1 pseudogene is annotated in these 351 nt (G+C 54.1%); it reads left to right on the top strand.

Annotated features, from left to right (window positions below):
* Positions 1–287: pseudogene (locus ACYVTD_RS18265) on the top strand (hypothetical protein); the annotation flags it as partial.
* Positions 288–351 lie beyond the last annotated feature (64 nt).

Raw genomic sequence — 351 nt, 5'->3', positions numbered from 1 at the left:
GGGGGGGGGGGGCAATTTCAATTCCTCGACCTCCGTCAAAAGACGGAAACGCTGTTTGGAAATCTGCAGGAGCCGTTGTGGGAGACGGTTGGTCGTTGGCTTGGAGAAAATTGGACGCTAAATACTGGGGAGTGCCCCAACGTCGTAAAAGAATCTTCCTTGTCGCAGATTTTGGAAAAAAATGTGCCGGAGAAATACTATTTAAGTCCGAAGGCTTGCCGGGGAATCCTGCGGAGGGCGGAGAGGCGGGGGAAGGAAATTCCGGGAGCGCTGAAGGGGGCGGTTGAGGAGGAGGGGTTTATGGGGGGGGGAGCAAAAAGAGAAAAAACGAAAACGAAGAAGAACGCGCCC

This window comes from Treponema sp. R6D11 (genome assembly GCF_054786075.1).
The sequence above is the reverse complement of the archived record's forward strand: the minus strand, read 5'-3'. Positions and strand labels throughout refer to the sequence as shown.